The sequence below is a fragment of the Thiorhodococcus drewsii AZ1 genome (assembly GCF_000224065.1).
Taxonomy (GTDB): domain Bacteria; phylum Pseudomonadota; class Gammaproteobacteria; order Chromatiales; family Chromatiaceae; genus Imhoffiella; species Imhoffiella drewsii.
Map to the genome: position 1 here is coordinate 115,621 of NZ_AFWT01000011.1, position 19,644 is coordinate 135,264.

Here is a 19,644-nt window from a genome sequence, read left to right on the forward strand (position 1 = left end):
TCCGCGAAAGGGAATTCCGCAAAAGAGCTCGTTGCGATAGGGAAGGTGGTCGGGTGAATGTCCGTCAAAACAGACTGCATTGATTGGGTATATCGGTCTCGTGATTAAGTCAATGTTTTTATTGTATTTTGATATTTAAATCAATGTCTTGCGTTTGATTTTTCTTGTGTCTGCATGGACGCTTCATGTGCTATTTGTGAACTGGTTATCAGGTTCATGATTTTGGCGCTGTTAACCTGAATTGGCTCTTGCATACCGTTGCCAGACGGTTCGGGAGAGGAATGTTGTAAACATCATGGAAATGGAGAAGTTAAGATGAAATTCCGTTTTGCCCTTGCTGGCGCTATCACCGCACTTCTAATCGCTTCGCCCGCCGCTTTTTCCGCTGACGATTTCGCCACTCCCCAGGAGGCAGAGGCGATGGTGCAAAAGGCCATCGACCACATTCATGCCGTCGGCAAAGAACAGGCCTTTGCGGACATTACCGGCAAGAAACCCGGCTGGATCGACCGTGACCTCTATCCCGTCGTCTTCGATCGCGAAGGCAACAATCTGGCCCACGGCCAGAACCCGAAGATGGTCGGAAAGAACTTTCTCGGCGTCACGGATGCCGGCGGTACGGCATTCATCTCGGAGCGCATGGAGCTCGCCAAGACGCATACCAGCTATTGGCACGACTACAAGTACAAGGATCCCGTCACCAAGGCCATTCTCCCCAAGACGAGCTATTGCCAGACCAGCGACGATCTCATCGTCTGCGCCGGCGTTTACAAGCGTTAACTGATCGCGCGCCGGGATTATCTCGCCATGAAACTCAGGCACAAGATATTTGCCGCACCAGGCATCATCCTGATATTCCTCGTCGTTTTCGGACTCCTCGTCCTCGACTCGATGCGTCGCCAGAACGCGGCGCTCGACGAGATCTACGTTGTCCGGTTCGGCGATTATGAATTCGCGACGCACCTCGCGGGTACGATCGACGACGTTCAGGCCCGCGCCTATCGTCTGATCAACTGGATGAGCGCCTTCGACGACTCGACGATCGACAGCGAAACACAGGGAATCGTCAAGAGCCTCACTCAGGTGACCGATGCGCTTGCTGAGGCCGCGAAAGCGGGACAAGGAGACGCCGATCTAGATCAGACGTATGGCGAGATTCTCCCGGCGGTTAAGACGTATTCCAAACAGATCAGCGATGCCCTCGACCTCGCGACCATGGATCCCAACATGGGCATGGCCATGATGGAGAAGGCCGACAAGAGCTATCAGCAGTTTGCGACTCGGCTCAAAAACCTGATCGAGACCGATCGCAAAGCGGCGGGCGAAAGCTATGATATGGCTCGGGCGCAATTCGGTCGCGCCTTGGGTATCGCCGGGGTCGTGCTGGGTTTGGCCCTGCTGACGGGGATTCTGGTCAGTTGGATCCTGGGGCGCGGCATCATGAAACCGTTGCGCTATGCCGCCGATGGTTCCAAGAAGATTGCGGCGGGGGATCTGACCGTTGCGCTGCACAGCTCGGCGAACGACGAGGTTGGCGATCTCATTCGCGCGCTCGACGCCATGCGTGACAATCTCAAAGGCATGATCGAGTCCATCCACGAGACGGCCGGGCAGCTCGGCACCGCTACGGATCAGCTCGTCGATGGGGCCACCAAGGTCGCTCAGGCATCGGAATCGCAGTCGGAGACGGCATCCTACGTCGCGACGGCCGTCGAAGAGCTCAACTCATCGATCAACCACATGGCCGACAACGCGCGCCAGGTGCAGGAACTGTCGCGCAACTCCAGCCAGGTTTCCCATCAGGGCGGCGAGATCATTCGCCAGACCTTGGACGAGACCCAACGGATCGCCTCCGAGATCACCCGGGCCGCCCAGACGATCGAGGGGTTGGGCGAACAGTCGTCACACATCTCGGATGTCGTCAGCGTTATCCAGGGGATCGCCGCTCAGACGAATCTTTTGGCCCTGAATGCGGCCATCGAGGCTGCGAGGGCAGGGTCGCACGGTCGAGGATTTGCCGTGGTCGCCGAGGAGGTCCGCGAACTCGCCCGGCGTACTGCGGGCTCGACCGACGAGATTCGCGAGATGGTCGAAAAAATCCAGCAAGGTTCCAACGACAGCGTTGCAGACATGCGGCGTGCGGTGGCGGCCGCCGACGGCGGTGTCAATCGCGCGGTCGAGGCCGGTGAGTCCAGTCGCGAGATTACGGCGGGCATGGAGGCCATGCTGCGCGAGGTCGATGCCATCACCGGCGCGCTGAACGAGCAGGGCACCGCCAGCCAGGAGATCTCCTCGAACATTCAGCGCATCGCCGACATGGCCACGGAGAATAGCACCTTCGCCTCCCACTCGGCTGGAGCGGCGAAGCAGCTGCAGGAGATCGCCGCAATCATGCTGCGCCAGGTCAGCCGTTTCCAGATCGTTGCCGTTCCGGCGCCTTCCTCTGAACCGACCTCCCTGAACGACGGGTCGGAGGATTTGGAGATGCATCAAATCGATGGGGAGACTGTCGTGGCGCTCCAGACCTGATCTCAGCGCCGAGCGTCGGGTGGCGGGGTGGAGATGCCCCGCGCTCGGCGCCGGTCTCCTCGTGTCCTTTTCCACGTCGCCCGCTACACCGCCTGCCCGGCCTCGTCCGTGAGGACGGTTTCAGGGCGCGTGCCGCACGGATGCCGGTCTGTCTTGGCTGTCGCCAGAAGGCGGGCGACTTCCTCCGATTCTACCCAGTTCGTCGTTCAACCAAGCCTCAGGTGAAGGCGGGAGTCGTACATGATCAACAGCCTATTTGCCACGCGTCTGCTGACCGTGGCGGTCCTCGCCGCCTCGACTGCGCTCGCGGCCGAGGACTCAATCAAGACGCCGAACGGTGCCATGCGGCCCACGATACAGGTCATGAACGCCGCCGTGTCGGCGCCGGACCAGTATTCGGCACTCGCGGCCATCGAAATCTTCAAGGCTGGTGGCAATGCCATCGACGCGGGGATCGCCGCGACCATCGTCTCCAAGGTCACTCAGCACGCCCACGACAGCTGGGGTGGCGAGACGCCGATCATGATCCACCATGCGGCGACGGACAAGACCACCTACATCTCCGGCATCGGGCCCTCGCCGCAGTTGGCCACGGTCGAGTATTTCCAGAAGGTCCACAGCGGCATCCCGACCACGGACAGTGTCGACATCGCCTCCGTGCCGGGCAGCCTGGCAGGCCTCGCCCTGGCCCTGAAGGAATACGGCACCCTGCGTCTGGCGGACGTGATGGCGCCGGCCATCGAACTGGCGGAGGAGGGCTTCCCCATCTCGCCCATGCAGGTGAAATGGCTCAAGAAATACGAACCCATCTATTCGAAGTGGCCCGACTCCAAGCGCGTTTTCATGCCCGAGGGCAAGGTACTGGAGGTCGGCGAGATCTTCAAACAGCCCGATCAGGCGCGGATGATGAAGGCGATGGTGGCCGCCGAGAGCGCCTATCCGGACGACCGCGCGAAAGGCATTCAAGCCGCGGTCGACTACTTCTACAAGGGTGACGTTGCCAAGGAAATCGACCGCTTCATGCACAACCTTCCCGATGTCGGAATCCCCGACCAGGGACTGCTGAGATACGGCGATTTCGTCAAGTTCATCGACGAGGTCCAGATCGAGTACGCCCCGCTGCATACCACCTACGAGGACTCGAAGGGCAACCGCTACGACTTATACGCCGCCAACACCACGACTCAGGCGCCGGCGCTGCTGATGGCGGTCAATATCCTCGATGCCTACGACATCGGCGCGATGGCGCACAACAGCCCCGAGTATCTGCATCTGCTCGTCGAGACCATCGATTTGGTCATGGCCGATCGTTACACCTATTTCGGCGATCCGGACGTGGTGTACGTCCCTCAGGAGCAGCTGGTCTCGAAGGCATATGCCGACGTCCGCCGTCCCCTGATCGATCCGAAGAAGGCCGCCCCGCACTTCGAGCCGGGCGATCCCCGCGCGATGAAGGCGCGACTGGCAGGGACGCTCAATCTGGCCCAATCGGACGGCCCTCCGAGCGATTGGGAGACCAGCACCGTTCAGCTGGCCACGATGGACAAGGATGGCAACATGTTCAATGCCACCTCCAGCAACAACATGGGGGTCAAGTTCGGCGTGGTGCCGGGCAACGTCGGTTTCCTGCTCGGCGGACGCATGCGCATGTTTTACATGGATCCCGAGAGCGCCAACCAGGTGGGTCCCTTCAAGCGTCCGCGCGTCACCCCGTGCCCGGTCCTGGTGTTCAAGAACGGCAAGCCCTGGCTCAACCTCGGCACGCCGGGCGGCGACCAGCAGATCCAGACCATGCTGCAGCTGTTCATGAATATCGCCGAATTCGGCATGCCGCTGCAGAACAGCGTCGAGCAGTACCGCTTCAGGAGCTTCGCCTTTCCCAAGGCCTTCTATCCCGGCGAGATCCTGGATTATCAGATGGGCATCGGCCACCTGGCCAGCCCGCAGGTCCTGAAGGGACTCGAAGCCTTGGGCCACCAGGTGAAGGTCGAGGATACCTGGAAGGAGCCCTATGGCGGCGCTGCCCTGGTTTCGTTCGAGAACGGGGTGCTCTCGGCGGGGGCCGATCCCAGGCGTGAAACCTACGCGCTCGGATACTGAGGGCGTCCGGGGTTCCGGCGACTGGAGTGGGAGACCTGGACGTTGGTGCTGTCTGAATGCCGTCGCCAACGTCCGCCCTGGTGCTCCGGTCAGAGCAAAATCAGGGTGGCCAGTCCCAGGAAGGCGAAGAAGCCGACGATGTCGGTGACCGTGGTCAGCACCACGCTGCCGGCCAGGGCAGGGTCGATGCCGAGGCGCGACATGAGTAGCGGAATGGCGACCCCGGAGGCGGCGGCACAGAGCAGGTTGAGCAGAATGGCCACGGCGATGATGCCCCCAATGGTCCAGTTGCCGAACCAGACGATGGCCAGTGCGGCGACTACCAAGGCCCAGAGCAGGCCGTTGAGCAATCCGATTCCCATCTCCTTGAGCAGCAGGATGCGGGTGTTGCCGCTGCCGAGCTGACCGGTCGCCAGCCCTCGGATGACCAGGGTGAGGGTCTGACTGCCGGCGATGCCGCCCATGCTGGCGACGATCGGCATCAGGACGGCGAGCGCTACCACCTGCTGCAGGGTGCCTTCGAACAGGCCGATGACCCAGGCTGCGAGGAAGGCGGTGATGAGATTGATGCCGAGCCAGACCGCGCGCCGGCGGCTGCTGGCCAGCACTGGCGCGAACATGTCGGTCTCTTCGTCCAGGCCGGCCATGCCTAGAAGGGCATGGGCGCTCTGCTCGCGGATGACGTCGACCACGTCATCGATGGTGATGCGTCCGAGCAGGCGTCCCTCGGCATCGACCACCGGGGCCGAGTTCAGATCTTCCTGCTCGAAACGCTGCGCCACCGCGTCGCTCTTCTGGTTCGCTGGAACCGGCTCGAAATCCGTCTCCATCAGTTCCGACACTGAGGTTTCTGGGCGCGCGGTCAGCACGCGCTCCGTCCGCAGCGTGCCCTGGTAGCGGTGCTTGCGGTCGATGACGAAAAACTTGTCCGTATTCGGCGGCAATTCCTCGCGCAGGCGCAGATAGCGGAGCAGGGTGCCGACCTTGATGTTGCTGCGCACCTCCACCTGGTCCATGTTCATGAGACCGCCGGCCGTGTCCTCGGGATAGGAGAGCATCGACTGCAGGCGTTCGCGCTCGCGTTGATCCATGGCGTCCAGGATCTGACGCCCGGTGGCTGTCGGCAGGTCTTGGATGAGGTCGACCAGATCATCGGGCTCGAGTCCGCGCGCAGCCTCGACCAGATGCTCCATATCCATCTCGGAGGCCAGACGCCGACGTACCTCCTCGTGCAGGTGCCGCAGAACCTTGGCGGTGCGCTCACCCTCCACCATGTCCCAAACGCTGGCTCGCTCGGTTGCCGGCAGGGATTCCAGCAACCCGGCAATGCGCGCCGGATGCAGCTTGTGAAACAGCCGGGCGATCCGCTTGAGCTTGCCCTGATCCAAGGCCTCCAGGACCAGACGCAACTGGGTCTCCGGTTCTTCGTCGACACGGCTGTTTGCAGGCGATGCGCCGTCCTCGGACGGACCCATATCCGCATCCAGCTCATAGGCCAACTGGGTACGGAGCGCGCTGGACAGGTAGGACAGGACCTTGGGCTCGGTTCGGGCGTCGAGCTGATGCAAGGCGTCGACCCGCTGCTGGGGCGTGAGTCGCTCCAGGAGGCTGGCGATCTTCGCTGGGTGCATCGTCTTGAGCAGTCGGCGGGCGCGTTTGATCTGATCGCGCGAGAGCATCTCGCGGAGCTGATCGATTTCGGTTGCGACGGACTCGGATTGATTCTGTTGAGGTGTCTGCTTCAAGTGTTTTTTCCGATTTTGAAAAGCACTGACATGGGCCAAAGGCGGGGTGGGAAAAGAGCATTCGACGATCCGCTGGGATTGCGGTCTTTTGAGATGTCGGGCCGCTCTCGGTGAATCCGGCTCATGCATGTTGCGTTGGTCTTATTCTTTCGCTAGAGGCTGCTCGCTATTTTGGGGCGGATCGCGGTATCGCGCGTGGATTTCTGGTGGTCGAATGGGCTGTAACGAGACTGATGTGATGCCATGTTTTGATGGTTGCGATAACACAGAAGCCTCGGCAAGTCTAACGATATTAATATTGCCGAATTATGTTTAATAAAAACATTGACTTGTGATTGTTTGGTGGTGGGAATTCATTGGTTTTTGATGGTTTGGCTGTATTATTGCGTTAGAGTGCGTTAGCATATTTCGCAATAGAGGCAGGCAATGGCGAGCCTTTTTTCGATATTGCCAGTATGCGTTTCTGGTTCGACGTTTCCATAGCGAGACATCGCACGGTTGCTGCGGTAACCGTTCTCCTGTCGTACCAGGTCAGGTGTTTTTCGCATTCGATCATCGAGTTGATGAACGCGAAAATCTGTGGTTGCCTTTTCGGTTGCCGATCTGTTGATCGAATTCGAAAATTCTGTTATTGGTCTACGTATCGCATCGATTGTCTGCGAACCGCGTGGCAGACCAAATCCGCAATATCGAGCGTCTTCCTGCTTGCGCCGTATGCTTAGACGAATGAATTCCTCATTCGTCATACATAGAAGGAGCAGTCATGACGGACTCTCAATCCGCCCATACCGAAGAACGTGATGTCACCAAACTGATCGGCGTAACATCCGCCAAGCTCGACGAGCTGGAAAAATACTACGATAGTTGGTCGGCCACCTACGAGAAGGATCTGACTTCCATGGGGTACAATGCCCCGCAGATTGCTGCGAAAGCCATCGAGAAGCACGGGATCGATCCGTCCCTGCCGATTCTCGATGCCGGTTGCGGTGTCGGTTTGACCGGGCATCATCTCGGCGAGTTGGGCTTTAAATCCGTTATCGGTGTCGATTACTCCAGCAAGTCGCTGGAGCGCTCCGAGGAGCGCGGTTGTTATTCCGAACTCATCCGAGTGGATTTGAACAGGCCGCTGGATTTCCCGGACGATCATTTCGGCGCGGCCCAGTGCATCGGAACCCTCACCTACATCGAGAACATCGACGGGCTGATGCGTGAGTTCCATCGCGTCGTCAAGCCGGGCGGGATCGTGCAGCTGAGCCACCGCGTCGACCTCTACGACGACGACTACAAAAAGGCGCTGGCGAGTCTGACCGAAAAAAATCTCTGGGCACATGTCCATCATTCGGACCCGCATCCCTATATCCCCGGTCACCAGGACTTCGGCGACGACCAGGCGATCATCTTCGACATCTTCCGGATCCATTGATCCGAACGGGGTTCTTCCCCGGCACCATCCGGGCTGCGTCTCGGATGGTGCGCCATCAGCGTTTCCCCCCAAGTTTCCCCTTCATGCCGAGCGGCTGGTTACAGCGGTGCATTTGAACCGGGCGATGGTTCATAGAACCCGTTGCAGAGTTTCCGCATCCCCGGTGTTTTAAAAAAAGACTTTTTGAACAGTGGCTTGCTTGGTTTGGCATTCGCTTTGCATTGAATGTGGAGCGAGTGCGAGATCGGCGGTCCCCTGTTGGCGCAGGCTGCGCTTCAAGCAGGGCTCTTGATCTTTTCAGATAGACGCCGAGATCCGCTGTGACCCTACACCCCACTGTCGTCACACGAATGTGGCGCAATTTTGAAGGAGCGACCTTTATGAAGATCATGAACATGAGCAAGACTGGATTTGCCATTCCTACGGCCATCGTGTTGGCCATGATGCTGACGGCGTGCGGCGATACGGACGACGGTAAGGCCGAAAAGATGGGCGCCCAGATCGACCAGGCCGTTGAACAGGCCAAGAGCAAGGTCGAGGAGGCGAAGGATTCGGTGTCGAACGCCATGGAGAGGGCCGGCGACAAGATGGAGGAGGCGGGCGATCGCGTCGAGGACAAGACCGACTGACCTGCGGTTCGCTTACAAGGCTTGCGCAGGACGTCGTGACTCGATGATCCGCGTCCCGACTCCTGCGCTGTTCGCCCTCGGCGACCCACGCTTGGGTGCGTGGGGCGACCTCTCCGTTTATTCAGTACACCTCAATTTGGAGCATTCAAGATGAGTCAATCCGCTATCGCCGAAGAGCTTGAGTCTCTGCCTGGAGACCTGCCTCGCAACTGGGGCGGGTTGGTGGCGCTCGGCGTCGTATCGACACTACTCGGCCTCTTCGGACTCTGGTCGGCTTTCTGGCTCACGCTTGCCGGCGTGCTGATGTTCGGCGCGCTGCTGGCGCTCGGGGGCGGTCTGCAACTGTTCGATGCCTTCAAGTGCAAGGGCTGGAAAAGTACCTTCGCGCATGGAGGCATCGCATTCATCTATCTGATCGTCGGCGGACTGATGATCTTCGATCCGGTCGGCGCCGCCGTTGCGCTCACGCTGGTCCTGGGCGTCGCCTTGCTGACCGCCGGCTCGCTGCGATTGGTGATCGCCTTTCAACATCGCAACGAAATCGGCTGGAAGTGGGCCGCCGGAGGTGGTCTGCTCTCCATGTTGCTCGGCGCGCTGGTTCTGGTGCAGTGGCCGGTGTCCGGCGTCTGGTTGATCGGCCTGGTGATCGCCATTGAATTGCTGATCAATGGCTGGACCGCGATCTTTCTCGGCCTCGTGTTGCGGCGGGCCAAGCGTTTGGCTTGAGCCAGACGTGTCTTACGCAGGTCGACCGGCGAGAACGCGGTGCGACTCATATGGAGGATGAACCGATGTATGGTTTTGCCATCGAAGTCGATCTTGAATTCGACGCGGCCATCGACCGCGTGATCGAGGCATTGCAGGCCGAGGGGTTCGGTGTGCTCACCGATATCGATGTTCAGGCGACGCTCAAATCGAAGCTTGGCGTCGACAAGGGGCCCTATCGGATCCTGGGTGCCTGCAATCCACCGCTTGCCAGTCAGGCGGTGGATCTGGAGCCCGACATCGGCTTGCTGCTCCCCTGCAACGTCGTGGTACGTCAATCCGACGAGCAAAAGGTCCGTATTGCCTTCATGGACCCGAAAGCGGTATTGAATCTGGTCGATAACCCGCAGGTGGCCAGGCTCGCTTCGGATGTCCGGGACCGTCTCGACCGGGTCGTCACCGCCCTCGGCATGCTCTGAGGAGCGGCGGCATTCCGGATTGGGCTGCGCGTCGTCCGGGGAGGTCGTCGCGCGTGCTTATTGGGCGGGCGTCAGGATGGCGTACGTCATATCGGGCATGTATCCGGTATCCATGGACGGATCGAACGGCCACTGGGGGTCGCCCGAACGTAATTGTCCGCCGACATGAATCAACTCGCAGGCGTAGGACATCGTCGCAGAGGGTGCCGCGCCTGTCGCATGATTCGGGACGAGGATCGTGCATGCGTCGCTCGACGCACATCCGCGCGGCTTCAAATCCTGTCGAACCCGAAGTGTGCCGCTGTCGCTCGCGGCGACAATCGCCTTGACCGCGTCGCATGCGAGGGCACCATACCCTGCGAAGTTGGCCGGGTACCCGCCATTGAATGAACTGTCGACGAATTTCAGGTCGTACAGTTCGCCTCGAATCTCCACGTTCACCACATCTGTGATCTCGCCGTTGTCGACGACGAGCGATCCCGCTTGAGCCTGGCAGGTCGCGCCAATGCATATGACCGCCATGGCCAACCCTGAAATCTTTTTAAATATCATATCTATCCCGGTAATCGTGTATCGGCATGGGTTTTCTGCCCCGTTGTCGATCCCCGCTCTGTCCTTGATCCGGACGAAGAACGGACGTTCATCGATCAGGAACCCAACGCGATAAACCCCACAATTTCGACCGAAAGATGCGCTGGGTAAATGCAACCAGCATTAGGGGTAACTTATACTCCGCAGTGAATCGTCATGCTGGCATTGCGATGATCTTTCTGCTTAATGGACCGAGCGATGTCCATGACATCTTTCAAGTTTTAGATATTTTGGATGAGAAGGGTTATATGCACACGGTATGGGTAATGAACGGCAAGGGGGGCGTCGGTAAGTCGGTGCTCCTGATGGCGCTGGCCTGGCTGTACGAGGCCATGGGCCGCCCTTTGCGTCTGGTCGATGTCGACGACAAATCCAAATTGGCGGAATTCGTAGGGGCCAGCAATGTGCTGTCTCTGCACATCGGTGCAGACGCGGAGGCCCTGCGCGCCGATCCATCGTTGGCCTACAGCTATTGGGATCAACTGGCGGCCGAGATTCTGGAGCAGGACACGGCCGTGGATTTCGGGGCCAACATGGATCGGCACATCCTGGAGTGGGCCAGCAAATCCGAGCTCGGTGAGCTGCTGACCGACAGTGGGGTCAGTATGGACATCTATGTCCCGATCACCGCCGATCCAGTCGCGGTGATGGCGGGCATCGAGGTGTTGGAGGCCACGACCAAGATCTTTCCGCAAAGTCGCCGGATTCTGGTGCTGAACCAGGTCGCCGGCTCCTTCAATGCCTATGAGTCCACGCCCGAATTCAGCCGCATCGCGGCCATGCGGAGCGAAGGGGTCCTGGTGGTTGGCCTGGAGTCCTGCATGAGCGAGGCATGGATCGACTTCGAGCGGCTCAAGCTTCCGCCATGGCGCATCATGGAGATGAATGCCGCCACCGTGGCGCAACAGACGGGTTTGGGCATCCTGGCCGCGAAGCGCGCGGTCGGGGATTACGCCTCCTGGCTCAAACAGTTTCAGCAGGTCTACGCGCCACTCATCGCGAAGCAAGACGACTGACGCACCGGAATCTCGAGATCCTTTTATGGAACCACGCTGGCTCTCTTATCTCGACGCTCATATCGCCAGAGGGATGGTCGCGACCGAGGCGGAAAGCGCAGACACCCTAAGCTGGCTGCTGAAGCTCGAGCCCGAGCAGCGTTGGTGTCTTTTGCTGCGACGCGATCCCTGTCTGAAACGTCTGGTCGCGGACGATTATCGACGGATCTTGACCCTGATGGTCGAGCTGGAGGCCGACGCGCTGTCGGAGGCCTCCAGTTCCACGGAGCCCTGTGTCGATCCGGGATCGCTGCCGTCGTCGGAGCATCGATTCATGATCGCTTCGCCCCACCAGGAACAGGAGTCGAACCTCGGCCGACGTTCGATTGCCAGGTCCCGTACGACGCCCTGGATTCTGACGGCCTTGACGCTGGTCGGGGCGGCGGCCGGCCTCTGGCTGTTCGTTCAGCAGGAAGGGCATCGCGTGCAGGCCCTGGCGCAAACGACGGCTGCGCTGCAGGGGGATGTGGAGCGCAGACTGACGGCGTTGGATCAGGTCCAGCGGCAGGTCATCGCGGGTGTTCGGGACATCGATCGGCAGCGTCGCGCGACTCAGTCCCTATTGGCGCTTAGCGATCTGTCCGAGAAACTCGCCGCCGGACAGCCGTTTGCGTCCGAACTGACTGCGCTCGAAGCCGTTTGGAGCGAACCGGCACAACTCGATTTCCTCAAGCCACTAGCGGAGCAGGGCATCGCAACACCCGCGACCCTGGTTGCCGAGCTGATTCGGTTGAACGAGACGCTGGACCAACGTAACAGCACCCGATTCGCTCGACGCGCTCCCTACGGAGCGACCTCGGCCTATCCTTACGCCACTTACCCCGCCTTCGCCGCAACAGGCGTCCAGCAGCAGGCACGAAACCAGGCCGGAACCAAGGCACTCGAACAGGCGCGGGCAGGAAATTGGCAGGCGGCTATCGACACGCTGCGACAGCGTGGCGATTCGGTCTATCGGGACTGGATCGAGCGGGTAGGGCGTTGGCTCGCGACCTATCGTCAGGTTGCGGATCTGCGTCAGCGCCTTTGGTCTTGGGGAAGCGCCGATCTGGCGGTATCAACCTCGCAAACCGCGCTCAGTTTCCCTCCGTGATGAGCGACCTGTCCGTCACCTTGGCCATCCTGATCGGCGTGGTGGTGATGATCTGGCTCATTCGGTGGTTCCAGGTTCGCGCGCGCGCCACCTCGCCGAGACGTCCGCTCCCCCACGCCCTGGCGGCCCCGGCCGATCCGGCCATCAGCGATCACTCCAGACCGCCGATAGCCGAGCTGGGCGTTTGGCGCCCACCTCCGCGACATCAGCTGCTGGCGCGTCAGAGCCTAATGAGGCTCGCGGCGGCCGAGCAGGCCGGTGCCCCCTCGACGGAGCAGACGCCTCGGCGAATCTTGACCGATCGATCCTATCGCCAATCCATCCGCGCGCCCGAGAGCATCGGCTCCAGTTCTCCGGGGCCGCCGGATCCGCCTGTGATCGATCGGGTCGCCATCGCACCTGCCGTCGAACCGTCGGCATCGCGGATTGGACGTAAACGCCAGGGACTGGAGAGCCTCATCACTGAATTGCCTGCAGTCACCGAGAACGATCGTCATGACTCGAACGCTTGCTGAGCGGCAACCGACCTCACCTGAAATCATCGCCGTGGCCAGCCAGAAGGGCGGTGTCGGTAAGAGCACCACGGCCCTCAATCTGTCCATCGCGTTTGTCGCTGCCGGACACAATGTCTTACTCATGGATCTGGATCCGCAGGGCAATAGCGGCTACACCCTCATGTCCGGGATCCAGGCGAGCGGGACGGAACGCATGCTGCGCGAGGCCACGCTGACGCGCGACATGGTGACCGCCACCGAGATCCCGGATCTCTTTCTGGCGCCGGCCACTCCCGGACTGAGTGGTCTCGAAAACGATCTGGCCCAGTTCGGCGACAGTCGGACCCGTCTGCATCAGGCGCTCGCGACACTGCCCGCGCTGCCGGTTCATTTCGACCATATCGTGATCGACTGTCCGCCCTCCGTGGGACTGCTCACCCTGAACGCACTGGCCGCCGCACATCAGATCCTGTTGCCGCTGCCCTGTGATGCCGTCTCCCTCGAAAGCCTGCCTGCGCTGCTCCAGACCATCGAGCGATTGCGCGCCGGCCTGAAGCAACCACTGCACGGTGTGCATCTGCTACTCGTCCAACGCGCCGCCTTGCGTGCTTCGGAGCAGGCGGTCGCCAGAACCCTGCGTCAGGATTATGGACATCTGGTGCTGCGGACCGAGATTCCCTACGGCGACGCCGTCCGGGAAGCCGCCGACCGTGGTCGGCCATTGTTGGCCCACAATCCGCATTGCAATGTGAGCCAAGCCTATCTGGAGCTGGCCTGCGAATGTCTGTTGGAATACGACGAGCGTCTGCAACCGGAAAACAGTTGGTCTTTTCGCGGACGTCAGGAGCGCATGGAGGTCTACCGCGACAGGATGCTCAAGCGGATCCGAGCCTGGCTCGTGGATCCCACCTCGCTGCTCTATGACGAGACCTGGGAAAGCCGGCACCTGCAGGATGCGCTGGTGCTCAATGAACTGTTCACCGTCAAGCGTCCGCCGAGACGGGGGCGATTCCTCGCGCTGCTGTTGTTCATGCTGGCCTTGTCGGTAGGTCTCCTTCTACAACTCAGGCTGTCGGATCTGAACTGGTGGTCGAATCTGGGCGAGCCGCTTGCGCAAGAAGTCGTGCCACCGATGACGGCGAGCGAGGAACCCACCACGCGCCCGATCGAACCGACTGAATCAAAGCAGCCGGAATCTGCTGTCGCGCCCGATCGAACGATGACGATGGCCGATTCGGATCAGACGGAAGGGTTGGTCGAGTCCAAACCGTCCGAGGCACCGCTCGAATCGGATCAGGCATCAGACCCGTTGCGGGAACCGCCACCGCCAGACCTGACAACAGATCCGCCGGTTGAGCCACAAACAGCCGAACAGAAAGAACCTGTCGACTCGGGATTATCCCTGACTGGAGAGGCGCCTCGAGACAAGGGGGCGGTGGAAAACACCGGGGAAACTGCCGAGTCCGACAGTCCAGACCAGCCAGCGGACATCCAGGAGATCACCTTGACGCCCAGTGCCTATCGCTGGCAGGTGCAGGTCTTGGCGGGACGTTCGCTCGACAAGGTCAAGGACGACAGCCAGCGTTTTATGCGGGAATTTTCATCCATGCTGGAAGGGCGCACCCTCACCATCAGCCCGCCACGCGAGGACACTACAGCGAGCCCGTTCTATCGGTTGCGCGTCCTGGACTGGGGGACCCGAAGCGAGGCCGCAAACTGGTGCGCTCGCCTGCGCGCACGGGGTCAACAATGCTTCGTGATCGGGGCCGTCGTGGAGAATCAGTGACCGGATTGCGCCGCCGCCATCCCGAGGCACGGGGGCGACTGGTTCCTCATCTGCGTTTCCCGTCATGGCATCCGTATGCGTTGCGGCCGAGACATGGACCACTGCACGGTCAGCACACTCGAGAGCACCATAAACAAACCCACCAAAGAGGTACCGGTCATCGCCTGCCCCAACAGCACCCACCCGAGCACCACCGCTGTCAACGGACTCAGCAGACTCAGCGAAGACACCGCCACCGAAGGCAAGCGTGCGATACCGCGAAACCACAGCGCGTAGGCCAACAAGGCGCCCGCGAGGCACAGATAGGCATAACCGGCCATCTGCGTCAGTGACAGCACCGGCAGGGGAGCGTCCGCAATCCAGGCCACCGGGGCCAGCATCAGACCACCGAGCAGCAGTTGCCAGCCAGTCAGTGCGAGCACCGGCAGATCCGGTTTCCAGCGTCGGGTGAGAAAGGTGCCCGCCGCCATGCAGGCTGCGCCCGCCAGTGCGGCAATGATTCCCACCGGCTCCCAAACGCTATTGGGCGAGAGCAACAGCACAGCCATCCCTAAGACGCCCAGGATGCTGGCCCACAGGGTCAACCGGGCTGGTGTGTGCCGGTCCAGGCTCCAGGCCAGCGCCATGACCAATAAGGGCTGAGTCGCACCCGCGACGGCCGCCAAACCGCCCGGCAGCCGATAGGCCGCAACGAACAGGAGCGCCTGAAAAACACCGATATTCAAGGCGGCCAGCACCAGCAGTCGGAACCGGTCTCCAGGCGCGGGCACGCGTTTCATGAGCAAGACCAGCAGCAGACCGGCGGGCAGTACCCGAATCAAGGCGGCGGTGAAGGGTCGGTCTGGCGGCAGCAGTTCGGTGGTGACGATATAGGTCGACCCCCAGATGGTCGGCGCCAAGGCGGTCAGCAAGATGTCGCCCCAGACCGAGGGCGTGAGTGATTTGGGCATCGAACTATCTTCAATTCAAGATAAAATAGCAGCCTGCCGTCAAACTATCTTGAAGTCAAGACATATGAGGGATTGCAATGACCGATAGGCTACAGCCCGACGCAGTGGACGCGATCCTTGCGCAGTGGAAGCGAGAGCGACCTGATCTCGATGCCAGCCCGATGGGGCCGATTGGGCGCATCATGCGCTGCTCGGCGCTGCTTCAGCGCCGGCTGGGAGAGACCTTCTCGACATTCGGGATGAGTGCGGGGGAGTTCGATGTTTTGGCAACGCTTCGGCGGTCGGGTGCACCTTATTGCCTGTCACCCAAGGCATTGTTCTCGACCCTGATGATTACCTCAGGGACCATGACCCACCGGTTGCAACGACTGGAGGCCAATGGGTGGGTGCTGCGTGTGCCCAACAGCCAGGATGCGCGCAGCATGCTGGTGCAATTGACGCCAGCCGGGTTGGAGCTGATCGATCGTGCGGTCGAGGTCCACATCGAGACCGAACGCGCCATTCTGGCCTTGATCGAACCAACGTCGGTGACGGCGCTGGATGTGCATCTCTCGGCACTGTTGTCCGAATTGGAGCGCCCAGATTGCGAGGCGCCGGTCAAGGGCGGTCGCTAAAACAGCGGGGGCTCAGTCTCCCGTTGCGTTCGGTTACTGGTCCGTCAAATCACCCTCTTGGATGACCGCACCGATCGCGTCTTCCGCTTCAGCATCCCGGTAGTAGCGTGCCCGCACCGCTGCGGGCGCGTAGACCGGCAGTGTTTGGAGCAGGGGGAGATCGCAGTCGAAGACCACGTCGCTGCGCTGGCGCCGCCGCGCGCTGAGAAAGGACGCTGCCGCCGAGTCGTGCGGCCAATGTCCGAGCTTCCCGGCGCGCACCAGCGAATGTCCTGGCTCGCCCGGATAGAGGAGCGGCAGCACCGCTTGGTGGATCGAGCGCCGTCCATCCATCCAGGTGAGATTGGCTTTTGGATGGGTGTGAGCGGCGTTGATCAAAGCCAGCCGAATGGGTTCGTTGCGATCGTGGCGCTGCTGCAGGTCGAGAAAGATGCGCCAGTCGGCCTGTAGGCGGCTGTCGTTCTCGATGGCTCCGCGCAGCCGCTCCAAGCGCGTGCGCAGCTCATCGATCGAGATGGACTTGAGCCGGCGAGGTGAGGCCCAGGTGAAGCCCACCGATTCCGGCGCTTCCTCAAACACCTGAAGCTGGCGTTTGATGCGATGCAGATGCGCCCGCACGAGACCGAGCGAGTGGAGCAGGTAGGGCAGCAGCGGCTTGCCAACCTGGATGCCCGAGCGATCGTCCTCGGGGCCGACCAGCAGCTTCTTGGCGTTGATCTCCTCGATCACCTGAGTAACGGCCGCTTTGGCGGCGTTGACGGCAAGGGCGGCGTCGATCAGGCGTGGAGAGGCGCTGATGAGACCGGGGGCGAGATCGTAGCGCAGGTACTGGTTGCGCAGTTGCGCCGAGAGCGCCTCGGAGGGGTCGCGCTGGCGCGGCACCTCATCGTCCTCAAGGGTCAGGCGGGTCGCATTGGCGATCGCGCGCTGGCGCAGCGGCCGAGGGTCGGCGCCGTCCTCCCACGCCGGCGGTCGCCACCACCACTCGGCATAGATCTCTGCGTCATCGTCCATCAGGGTGGCGAACGCCTCCTGTGCCTCGCGCAGCCGACTGATTCCCGCGATGAGATCGAGTCGGTATTCGATATGGCGTTTCGTGTCGTCTGCTGGCGGTGATTTCGTCATCTCCGATACCCACAATCGCACTATATCTAAATCATATTATGCCAGTTCAACACTAGAGATTCCACAACTCACAAATAGCTCAACCCTCAAACGCCTAAAAAAGCTACAGCTCAGCAATCAGCCTTGCGTCGATGCGAATGTATTCGCACCTCAGGCGGAGAGGAACGAACCGCATCATGCTCGGTGATAGCTGAGAATCTGCCCTTTGAACGGCTGTTCAAAATCGTCGGAATGCTGTGGTCTTTCCTGGGTGTGGGAGTACCCAAGAGTCACCATTTTCTTACTGAAGCGGGCGTGATACCCACGACCCGGATCGACGAGAATCACATCGCAGGCCGCTTTCGCGTGCCGCTCGATAAAAGATGCCAGCACTTCGACGTGGCCGCGCTCATAGAGCAGGTCGCTGCCGATGATGAGATCGAACTTTCCCAGCTCGGAGTCCTCGTCCTCCCATCCGGTACAGACGAATGGAATCTCCTTGCCATCGTTGAGCTTGACGTTGTGTTGGAGAAAGCCTTCCGCTTCCGGATGGTAGTCGGTGGCCGTGATATCCATCAGACGCTGATTCAGGACCAGGCTCGCCAGACCGATTCCGCACCCGATTTCCAAGATGCCCAGGCCTTCGACGTCCTGATCGTGCATCAGGCGGGCGAGAATCTCTCCCGATGGCCAGATGACCCCGAATAGCGGCCAGAGCGCCGAGGAGATGCCCCGTTTCAGGGCCTCTCCGCCATCATCCGAATACTGTTGTTTGTCACGCAGCGTTCGAACGTGAATATCCGTATCGCCGAACTCGATGGTTTTGTAGCACACGCGTATTTTGGGCAAAGATGGACCTTTGATGTGAATGTCCTCTACGGCCCAAGGTGCGGTTCGTAGTGGTCGATGTGACGGCCAGCATTCCAGCTGGACGTGATGGGGCGGTTCGACGACCGGCCGGGTCAGGCCAGCCGCGCGCATGAAGGAACTGCGCTACGCCTGCAATCGTTCCTGGTACATCTAGCCGAACTCAAGGGAATCGCCGACCGCGAGTGGGCCGAGCGGCGAGAATATTGAGAATAACACCGTCAAGGCGGCACCTGGAGATTATGAGCATGGACGCTTCACCCAGGGCTGGGTCTATTGCATGGGTTGTCACTGAGGATTGGGGGTCACGATCGATACCACTTTCGCCTTCGGGTGACAGGGTCCGACTGATCTTCGCCTCGGGGCGCCTTGCGCTCGCTGCCGCATCCGCTCCTTGCCGGCAGCAAAGGTCGTGCCTCCTTCTTTTGTCCTGTTGCTACAATCCGCCGGGAGCAACTCGACACAGGGATCGCGCCATGCATCAAACACTGATCGTTCGTCATACAGGTGAGTCCAGCTTTCGGGTCGAACGCCAGTCCGATGGCAAGGTGTCGCAAACGGTCACGCTCCAGGCGCCCGACGCGGTAGCGGTACCGGGCCGCTCCGAAAGCCATATGCTGCGGGATCTTGGCTGGTATCTGGAGCGGTTCCTCGACTATCCCTTTACTCCCAACACCGAACTGGCCGACCGCATCCAGGACGCGCTGACGGCCTGGGGCGAGGACTGCTTCGCGCGACTGTTCGCCGGCCAGGCCCTGATCTGGTACCACGCGGCGCGCCAGGCGGGGCTCGACCGGCTCACACTCAAGATCGCCAGCGACGAGCCGCGCATCCTCGGCTGGCCCTGGGAGGCCTTGCGCGACCCCGATGGGACCACCTTGGCCCATAGCTGCCGCATCGAGCGCCAGGTGAGCGCGCTGCACGACCCCTTGCCGCTGCCCGAGGGGTTGCCGACGGATCGGATCAACATCCTGCTGGTCATCGCCCGCCCGTATGGCGACCAGGATGTCGGCTATCACGCCCTGGCGCGCCCGCTGGTCGAGCGGGTCTCGGCGTGTGGCCTGCCGGTACGCATCGAGGTGCTGCGTCCGCCGACCTTCGACCAATTGCAACACCACCTGCACCGCCGCCCCGGCTTCTACCACATTCTCCATTTCGACGGACACGGCGGCTACGGCGAGGCCGCCTACAGCGTCAATGGCGACTGCTTCCGAGGTGCCGAGGGCCGGCTGATCTTCGAAACCCGGGACGGCGCGGACGAGGCCGTCAGCGCCGACAAGCTCATTCCACTGCTCAGTGAGTACCGCATCCCGATCATGGTGCTCAACGCCTGCCAGTCGGCGCGCATCGATGAGCGCGCCGACGATCCCTTTGCCTCGGTGGCCGCGGCACTGCTCAAGGCCGGCATCCGCTCGGTGGTGGCTATGGGCTACAACCTCTATGTCAGCGCCGCCCAGCAGTTCGTGCCCGCCTTCTACGATCG

17 protein-coding genes and 1 pseudogene are annotated in these 19,644 nt (G+C 61.1%); 13 read left to right on the plus strand and 5 right to left on the minus strand.

From position 1 onward, the window contains the following. Positions 1-315 precede the first annotated feature (315 nt). From THIDRDRAFT_RS09535 to THIDRDRAFT_RS09545, 3 genes are all read left to right on the plus strand, one after another. Positions 316-780, plus strand: coding sequence for a cache domain-containing protein (locus THIDRDRAFT_RS09535; protein ID WP_050984681.1), 465 nt, complete (start codon positions 316-318; stop codon positions 778-780). 27 nt (positions 781-807) lie between these two features. Beyond that, positions 808-2,529 carry a methyl-accepting chemotaxis protein gene (locus THIDRDRAFT_RS09540; protein ID WP_007040628.1) on the plus strand — a complete coding sequence of 574 codons (1,722 nt, stop codon included), beginning with the start codon at positions 808-810 and terminating at the stop codon, positions 2,527-2,529. A 240-nt stretch (positions 2,530-2,769) separates the two neighbouring features. Then, positions 2,770-4,629 (plus strand): gamma-glutamyltransferase family protein, encoded by a 1,860-nt coding sequence (locus THIDRDRAFT_RS09545; protein ID WP_007040629.1) that lies wholly within the window; start codon positions 2,770-2,772, stop codon positions 4,627-4,629. An 89-nt stretch (positions 4,630-4,718) separates the two neighbouring features. Here the strand turns inward: THIDRDRAFT_RS09545 and mgtE are convergent, their stop codons facing one another. Further along, positions 4,719-6,374, minus strand: coding sequence for a magnesium transporter (gene mgtE, locus THIDRDRAFT_RS09550; RefSeq protein ID WP_007040630.1), 1,656 nt, complete (start codon positions 6,372-6,374; stop codon positions 4,719-4,721). Between the two features lie 763 nt (positions 6,375-7,137). Between mgtE and THIDRDRAFT_RS09555 the strand changes: the two genes are divergently transcribed. From THIDRDRAFT_RS09555 to THIDRDRAFT_RS09570, 4 genes are all read left to right on the plus strand, one after another. Further along, on the plus strand, positions 7,138-7,797 hold the full coding sequence (locus tag THIDRDRAFT_RS09555) for a class I SAM-dependent DNA methyltransferase (RefSeq protein WP_007040631.1): 660 nt from the start codon (positions 7,138-7,140) through the stop codon (positions 7,795-7,797). Positions 7,798-8,177: 380 nt separating this feature from the next. Further along, positions 8,178-8,426 carry a hypothetical protein gene (locus THIDRDRAFT_RS09560; protein ID WP_007040632.1) on the plus strand — a complete coding sequence of 83 codons (249 nt, stop codon included), beginning with the start codon at positions 8,178-8,180 and terminating at the stop codon, positions 8,424-8,426. A gap of 150 nt (positions 8,427-8,576) precedes the next feature. Next, the gene (locus THIDRDRAFT_RS09565) at positions 8,577-9,152 is read left to right on the plus strand and encodes an HdeD family acid-resistance protein (RefSeq protein WP_007040633.1); all 576 of its coding nucleotides are present in this window, start codon (positions 8,577-8,579) and stop codon (positions 9,150-9,152) included. A gap of 65 nt (positions 9,153-9,217) precedes the next feature. Further along, on the plus strand, positions 9,218-9,610 hold the full coding sequence (locus tag THIDRDRAFT_RS09570) for a DUF302 domain-containing protein (RefSeq protein WP_007040634.1): 393 nt from the start codon (positions 9,218-9,220) through the stop codon (positions 9,608-9,610). A 57-nt stretch (positions 9,611-9,667) separates the two neighbouring features. Here THIDRDRAFT_RS09570 and THIDRDRAFT_RS09575 read toward each other — a convergent pair whose 3' ends face one another. Continuing rightward, entirely contained in the window at positions 9,668-10,318 is a 651-nt protein-coding gene (locus THIDRDRAFT_RS09575; protein ID WP_139058689.1) for a hypothetical protein, read from the minus strand. Between the two features lie 131 nt (positions 10,319-10,449). Between THIDRDRAFT_RS09575 and THIDRDRAFT_RS09580 the strand changes: the two genes are divergently transcribed. The 4 genes from THIDRDRAFT_RS09580 to THIDRDRAFT_RS23735 are packed head-to-tail and all read left to right on the plus strand — an operon-like array spanning position 10,450 to position 14,626. Continuing rightward, entirely contained in the window at positions 10,450-11,217 is a 768-nt protein-coding gene (locus THIDRDRAFT_RS09580; protein ID WP_245535813.1) for a nucleotide-binding protein, read from the plus strand. 25 nt (positions 11,218-11,242) lie between these two features. Then, positions 11,243-12,346: a hypothetical protein gene (locus tag THIDRDRAFT_RS09585; RefSeq protein WP_007040637.1), complete on the plus strand. Its 1,104-nt coding sequence runs from the start codon at positions 11,243-11,245 to the stop codon at positions 12,344-12,346. Then, entirely contained in the window at positions 12,346-12,861 is a 516-nt protein-coding gene (locus THIDRDRAFT_RS09590) for a hypothetical protein (protein ID WP_007040638.1), read from the plus strand. Before THIDRDRAFT_RS09585 ends, THIDRDRAFT_RS09590 begins: the two co-directional genes overlap by 1 nt. Then, positions 12,842-14,626, plus strand: coding sequence for an AAA family ATPase (locus THIDRDRAFT_RS23735; protein ID WP_007040639.1), 1,785 nt, complete (start codon positions 12,842-12,844; stop codon positions 14,624-14,626). The genes THIDRDRAFT_RS09590 and THIDRDRAFT_RS23735 overlap by 20 nt, the downstream gene beginning before the upstream one ends. 62 nt (positions 14,627-14,688) lie before the next feature. Here THIDRDRAFT_RS23735 and THIDRDRAFT_RS09600 read toward each other — a convergent pair whose 3' ends face one another. Next, entirely contained in the window at positions 14,689-15,576 is an 888-nt protein-coding gene (locus THIDRDRAFT_RS09600) for an EamA family transporter (protein WP_007040640.1), read from the minus strand. Positions 15,577-15,653: 77 nt separating this feature from the next. Between THIDRDRAFT_RS09600 and THIDRDRAFT_RS09605 the strand changes: the two genes are divergently transcribed. Further along, positions 15,654-16,190 (plus strand): MarR family winged helix-turn-helix transcriptional regulator, encoded by a 537-nt coding sequence (locus THIDRDRAFT_RS09605; protein WP_007040641.1) that lies wholly within the window; start codon positions 15,654-15,656, stop codon positions 16,188-16,190. A gap of 33 nt (positions 16,191-16,223) precedes the next feature. On the opposite strand, the gene THIDRDRAFT_RS09610 is transcribed toward THIDRDRAFT_RS09605, so the two are convergent. Together THIDRDRAFT_RS09610 and THIDRDRAFT_RS09615 are read right to left on the minus strand one after the other, a co-directional pair. Further along, a complete protein-coding gene (locus THIDRDRAFT_RS09610) occupies positions 16,224-17,315 on the minus strand; it encodes a DNA replication terminus site-binding protein (protein WP_007040642.1) in 1,092 nt (363 codons plus the stop codon). Between the two features lie 174 nt (positions 17,316-17,489). Continuing rightward, the gene (locus tag THIDRDRAFT_RS09615) at positions 17,490-18,275 is read right to left on the minus strand and encodes a class I SAM-dependent methyltransferase (protein WP_083827457.1); all 786 of its coding nucleotides are present in this window, start codon (positions 18,273-18,275) and stop codon (positions 17,490-17,492) included. A 500-nt stretch (positions 18,276-18,775) separates the two neighbouring features. Here THIDRDRAFT_RS09615 and THIDRDRAFT_RS27305 point away from each other — a divergent pair. Next, positions 18,776-19,633: pseudogene (locus THIDRDRAFT_RS27305) on the plus strand (CHAT domain-containing protein); the annotation flags it as partial. Positions 19,634-19,644 lie beyond the last annotated feature (11 nt).